The organism is Caballeronia sp. M23-90 (genome assembly GCF_053574605.1).
Genome location: NZ_JBSIPA010000416.1, coordinates 1 through 5789, shown reverse-complemented (window position 1 = coordinate 5789; position 5789 = coordinate 1). Strand labels below are relative to the sequence as shown.

The following is a 5789-nucleotide window of genomic DNA, read 5'->3' as shown; positions in this document are numbered from 1 at the left end:
TCGCAAGGCGTCACGCCGACGGGCGGCGCGCTGCGCGATGCACTGACCAAGTCCCTCGCCGACAACAACATGCCCGCGACGCAAGTTCAGGTCGTCGGTTCGGCCGTGCAGTTCCAGTTGAAGAACGTGTCGTTCCCCGAGTGGACCGTCTGGCTCGACGATGTCCGCAAGCAATACAAGGTGCAGGTCAACGAGGCGCACATCACGGCGCAAAAACCCGATGGCCAGGTGGATCTGACGGCATCGCTGCAACCGGCCCAAGGACAATGAACTACGGAACACGACGGCTTCTCGCTGCCTGGCCGTGGTTGGCGGTGGCGGTTGCATCGGTGATCGTCACGTTGTTGGTCATGCTGCCGGCCGCGTGGATCGTGCCGCAGTTCGGCAAGAACACGGGCGGTCACGTCAATCTGGTCGACCCGGCCGGTTCGCTCTGGAAAGGCTCGGCCACGTTGATGCTCGCAACCGGCGGCGGCGGCGAAGGCGCGACCTTGCTGCCGGGACGCATTGAATGGCGTACCGCTTTCTGGCCGTTGTTCACCGGGCACGTGCGCATGCAAATGGGCCAGACGGATGCGATGCCGGACCCGGTTCTCGTCGATGCAAGCCCGAAACAGTCGACGCTTTCGTCCGGCTCCATCGCGGTGCCGGCGAGTTTGCTCAGCGGTCTTGGCGCACCGTTCAATACACTCGATCCGGACGGCAACGTGCGTCTGACATGGACCGACTGGCGCGTGCTGGGACGCAACACCTATGGGCAGGTGATCGTGACGCTGGACGACATGTCGTCACGTGTCTCGCGCGTGAAGCCGCTCGGGTCGTATCGCGTGGTGTTTCAAGCGGAAGGACAGGCGGGCACGATCAACCTGACAACGACGCGCGGGCCGTTGATGCTGACCGGGCAGGGGGCGGTAGCGCAGGGCTCTAGCACGTTCAGCGGCGTGGCGACATCGGCGCCGGAAGCGCGCGAGAACCTGGCAGGACTTCTGAACCTGCTTGGCCGCCATACCGGCCCGGATACCGTCGAGCTGACGTTGAACCGGTCAGGCGCGCCTTGATTACTGCTTGGCCAGAACCGAACCGGTATTAAGCCCTGCGCTTGAATCCTGCGTTGAACTGGCGGCCGCGGCGGGCGCCGCAGCAGTCCCCGTTTCCTCGTTCATCTGCGCGGTTTCCCATCCGCCGCCCAGCGCCTTGATCAACCCGACCGACGACACCATCCGCTGACCCGCGATACTCGCGAGCTTCTGCTGGGCGGTGAACGCCGTGGTCTGCGCAGTGAGCACGTTGATGAATCCGACCGTGCCTGACTTGTACTGGTTCGTCACGATATCCAGCGCCTGCTGCGCCGACGCCACCGCCTGCTGCTGAACCACGATCTCGTTGGCGAGAATGCGAATGGACGCGAGGTTGTCCTCGACGTCCTGGAACGCTGTCAGCACCGCCAGGCGATAAGACGCGACAGACGCGTCATAAGCCGCACGCGCCGCTTCCGTGCGAGCGGCCCGCAGGCCGCCATCGAAGAGCGTGGCGGCAATGCTTGGCCCGAGCGTCCAGAACTGCGACGGCGCGCGCAGCAATTGCGAGAGCACGGAACTCTGGAATCCGCCCGATGCCGACAGCGTCAACGTCGGGAAAAACGCAGCGATCTCCACGCCAATCTGCTCGTTCGCTGCCGCAGCCTTGCGCTCGGCCGAGGCGATGTCCGGCCGCCGCTCCAGAATGGACGATGGCAGATCGGACGGAATCACGGGCGGGGTTGCATCGAGCGGAGATGCGGCAATACTGAACGTCGATGCCGGTTCGCCGACCAGCACCGCGATTGCATGTTCGAACTGGGCACGCGAAACGCCGTTATCGATGGCCGCCGCCTGCGCCGATTGCAATTGCGTCTGCGCCTGGATCACGTCCGAGCGCGCGATCGTGCCTTGCGCGTACTGGTTCTGCGTGAGCTGCAAGGTGCGTTGATAGGCGGCGACGGTATCGTCGAGGAGCTTTTGCTGCGCGTCGAGCGAACGCAACTGGAAATACGTTTGTGCCAGCGTGGCCTGCGCCGAGAGCCGTGCGTTCGCAAGGTCGGCGGCGGCACTTTGCTCGCCGGCACGCTGAGCGTTCACCGTGCGGCTGACCGTGCCCCAAAGATCCGGTTCCCAAGATGCATCCAGCCCGAGGTTGAAGGCATTGCTCACGCCGCTGCTGGAGAACTGCGAGTTCGTGGACCGATTGCCGGAACCAGAGCGTGTTCCCGACGCCGATAACCCCACAGTCGGGAAGTACGCAGACCGCGCCTCCGAAACCAGCGCGCGCGCCTGCCGGTACGTCGCCGCGAACTGCTCGATCGTCTGGTTCGACGTGTTCAGCCGGCCTTCGAGGTCGTTGAGTTGCGCGTCGTTGAAAATGGTCCACCAGTTCCCACGGTCGATACGGTCAGCCGGTTGCGCAACCTTCCAGCCTTCGGGCGCCTCCTTGTAGGCGGCGGGAATGGCAGCGTCGGGGCGTTTGTAATTCGGCCCGACGGCACAGCCGGCAAGCGCCAACACCACGACAAGCGCGGATCGTCGATAAAACACGGGGATTCGGGTGTACGGCATCTGCTCTGAATTCCTGTCGGAGGCTGCGCGTTCCGGCAAGGCAATGGCGCCAGGCGAAACGGGTCCGAAATGGTAACTGAATGCGCGCGCAAGGCGCGCATTTGGGCAGACGTAAGGGTAACGGCTTGAAAGGAAACTGGGTTTACGCGTGTCGCGGATTCAGTTACGAGCCGTTACGCCGCGCAGTGATGCGCTTGCTTCAAGCGTCGCAGCGCTTCGGGCTGCACAGCAGGGGCTTGGCGACGGTTGCCGCCGGCTTCGCAGACTTGCGCATCTGTCGATTTTCGAACCACGCCGCGCCCAATACGACAAACGATCCGCCCGGCAGCAAAAACACGATCACGTAGAGCGCGAGTTTCCACGAACTCAGGTTCGGCGGAAGGATATGCAGCAGTGCAGAGCTGACTGACTGGCCGAAGCGTCGGCCGAGGAGGCGGGTAGTTTGGGCAGCGCGGTTCATCGGTAAATCCATATGCGCATCGAATTTTTTCGATGCTTTCAATCGGTCAGAACATAGTCTCGGGTGGCGCCTTGGCGCGTAACTCGGTGCTTATAATAATATTGACTATGCAATCGATTTTCAAGACGGATAGCTTGCGATATTTTTCGATGTTGTTTTTCCGTCCTGGCGCCCGGTCAGCGGCGAGACTGTGGGCCATAAGGGAGATAACCCTTGTCACCGCGCGGTTGGCTGAGTTTGTGGAACTTCGTGCTCATGTTGAGTCAGTTTGTTTCGCATTGGTCGGCCAGCGAATCGGGAAAAACCGCCTTCGAACGAAAGTATGCCTATGCAAGTGTTTTGGCTATCGAGCCTATAGGGTTGTCCTGGGGGCGTTTGGGCAAGTCAAATGTAAAAAAGCCGCGTTCCTTTTTCGAACGCGGCCCTGTTTCTCTGGAGTTGCTTCAAGTTATTCAGGCGTCTGGCTCTGGCCCGACTGACCCGGTTGATTGTCGAGCGTCGGGGGCATTGCCTGCACGGGCATTGCGGGCGGTATCGGCTTGGTAGGTGCCGCCGGTGAGACCGGGGGCAATGCATTGCCGGATGCCGTGGCGCCGGACCGCGTACCCATTTGCGATGGACCGCCACGCACAAACTGCTTGAAGTCCGCGCCGGCCTTCCAGGGGTTCGGTTCGCAGCCGAGCATGTTGTCGCAATGCGCTGCAAAGCCGATGGTCGCTGTGCCCTCGTTGCTGGGCGTCTTGGTGATCTGGTAGGCGAGAGCGCGTTTTCCGCCCGACGGACCTGTTGTCTGGATGATCGAATCGGTGACCGTCTGCAGCTTGTATTCCGAATGGTTGGTCACCCAGACTTGCGCGCGGCCCCACCACGCGTCGCATTCGGCCTTGTTCGTGCAAGTGAGCGGCGCCGTGGCCTGTTCCATGGTTTCGCCGGCAATCTGGCCGTTCGTCGAACACCCTCCGAGCAGCGCGAATGCCACCGCGGCGCCAGCCATACCCGTCGTTTTCATCAAGCTTGTTTTCATGTTCCCCGCTCCTTTATTAGCGTTCAGCCGGTCGGTCACGCTCGCAGAAGCAGGAGCGCAGAAACGGCCAAATCTGATTCGTCGCTAATTTCAGACCCGATGCAAGCACGAGCGTTTCCGTGCGTTGCGTCCTGTTGCAAAACCAGTAAGGGTTGCCGCTGGTGAAGACTCGCGGCGCGGGAAAAGCTGCTTGAACGGTCTCTGCGCTAGACGCTGATGCGGTTTAGCGTATAAGCCCGATACGCGCCGACGAATGCATCGAACGAACCAATTTCATCGCGTTCAATTCTTGCCTGATCCTCCAGCGACTTGGCCGCGAGCGCTTCTAGCTCGCGCTCGACTTCCGACTCGAGCGGCCGGCTGCGGAAATGATCGGCGTGCCTTTCGCTCAGTTCGAGCGCGAAAGCGTCGAAGCTTTGGCCGCGCTCGCGCATGATCGACAGCACCTGCGCGGACGGTGTCAGCGATACATCCGCCAACCGCGCCCGTTGGGCATCAAGCGCGAAAATGTGTTCATCGATACCGTGCAGTTTGTCCAGCGCCCGCGCGACCGGCTCGATTGCGTCCAGCAACTCGCCGGCCCAGCCTTGCATGGGCACTTCCCGGCCATCGCGAGCCAGCGTCAGGCCCGGCTTACGGCCTTCCTTCGTGATGCGCGCGAAGTTTTCGTTGGCTTCTTCATTGGCGGGGCGCGGCAACAGCGGACTGTCTTCAAGCGCGCAATACAACAAATACGCGTCCATGAAACGCGATGTCTGCAGCGAGATCCCGGTCGGCTCGAACGGATCGATATCGAGGCAACGCACTTCGATGTACTGCACGCCGCGCGACGACAACGCGTGCAACGGCCGTTCTCCCGGCTGCGTGACGCGCTTCGGCCGGATGGTCGAGTAGAACTCGTTCTCGATCTGCAGTACGTTCGTGTTGATCTGAATCCATTCGCCGTCGCGCTGCGTGCCGATGGCTTCATACGGCGGATGAGGCTCGCTGACCGCCTTGGCGAGCACATCGAGATAACCGTCGAGCGTATCGTAGCTAGGCAGCAGCGCGGCTTGCGCCGGGTTGTTCGTGTAACCGAGATCGCTCATGCGCAGGCTGGTTGCGTAGGGCAGATAAAGCGTGGTTGCATCCAACGTGTCGAGCGTATTCGGGCGGTCACGCAGGAACTGTCGGTTCAGCGCCGGCGACGCGCCGAACAGGTACATGAGCAGCCAGCTCGTGCGCCGGAAGTTGCGGATCAGCGCGAAATAGCGCTCGGACTGGAAGTCGACCATGTGCGTGGTGCTGCGGCCGTCGAGTGCGGCCCACGCTCGCCACACGTCTTCGTGCAGCGAATAGTTGTAGTGGATCCCGGCAATACATTGCATCGTACGGCCGTATCGAAGCGACAACCCGCGCCGATAAACATGCTTCAGCATGCCGATATTCGACGTTCCGTAGTTGCCGATCGGGATCTCCTGGTCGGCCGGAAGCTGGCCGGGCATGGAGTCGTTCCAGAGGAGTTCGTCGCCGAGATGCGCGTAAGCGAAACGATGCAGCTCGTCCAGTTTGTCCAGCGTGATCGCCACGTCGTTATCGGCCGGCGTGATCAGCTCGATCAACGCCTCGGAATAATCGGTCGTGATGAGCGGATGCGTGAGCGCGGAGCCGAACGCCCGCGGATGCGGCGTGGTGGCAAGCGCGCCGTTGCGCGTGACGCGCAGACTCTCCTTCA

General features: G+C 61.9%; 6 protein-coding genes. 2 read left to right on the top strand and 4 right to left on the bottom strand.

Annotated elements, in window-relative coordinates:
• The coding region (gene gspM, locus ACRXB1_RS28665; protein ID WP_449493951.1) for a type II secretion system protein GspM at positions 1-270 on the top strand (270 nt) is incomplete at its 5' end.
• Positions 267-1058, top strand: a complete 792-nt coding sequence (gene gspN / locus ACRXB1_RS28660; RefSeq protein ID WP_086380842.1) for a type II secretion system protein N — start codon at positions 267-269, stop codon at positions 1056-1058. The genes gspM and gspN, both read left to right, overlap by 4 nt.
• Here gspN and ACRXB1_RS28655 read toward each other — a convergent pair whose 3' ends face one another.
• The 4 genes from ACRXB1_RS28655 to gshA form a co-directional block, all read right to left on the bottom strand.
• Entirely contained in the window at positions 1059-2591 is a 1533-nt protein-coding gene (locus ACRXB1_RS28655) for an efflux transporter outer membrane subunit (protein WP_449493950.1), read from the bottom strand. It lies immediately after the preceding gene.
• A gap of 199 nt (positions 2592-2790) precedes the next feature.
• Positions 2791-3051, bottom strand: a complete 261-nt coding sequence (locus tag ACRXB1_RS28650; protein WP_062170313.1) for a hypothetical protein — start codon at positions 3049-3051, stop codon at positions 2791-2793.
• 448 nt (positions 3052-3499) lie between these two features.
• Complete coding sequence (locus tag ACRXB1_RS28645; protein ID WP_449493949.1) at positions 3500-4075, bottom strand: hypothetical protein; 576 nt, start codon at positions 4073-4075, stop codon at positions 3500-3502.
• A gap of 206 nt (positions 4076-4281) precedes the next feature.
• On the bottom strand, positions 4282-5789 hold a 1508-nt coding region (gene gshA, locus ACRXB1_RS28640), incomplete at its 5' end, for a glutamate--cysteine ligase (protein WP_449493948.1).

What these genes read in the sequence shown, in the direction of transcription:
- gspN (WP_086380842.1), top strand. Translation starts at nt 267, where the DNA reads ATGAACTACGGAACACGACGGCTTCTCGCTGCCTGGCCGTGGTTGGCG.
- ACRXB1_RS28655 (WP_449493950.1), bottom strand. Translation starts at nt 2,591, where the DNA reads ATGCCGTACACCCGAATCCCCGTGTTTTATCGACGATCCGCGCTTGTC.
- ACRXB1_RS28650 (WP_062170313.1), bottom strand. Translation starts at nt 3,051, where the DNA reads ATGAACCGCGCTGCCCAAACTACCCGCCTCCTCGGCCGACGCTTCGGC.
- ACRXB1_RS28645 (WP_449493949.1), bottom strand. Translation starts at nt 4,075, where the DNA reads ATGAAAACAAGCTTGATGAAAACGACGGGTATGGCTGGCGCCGCGGTG.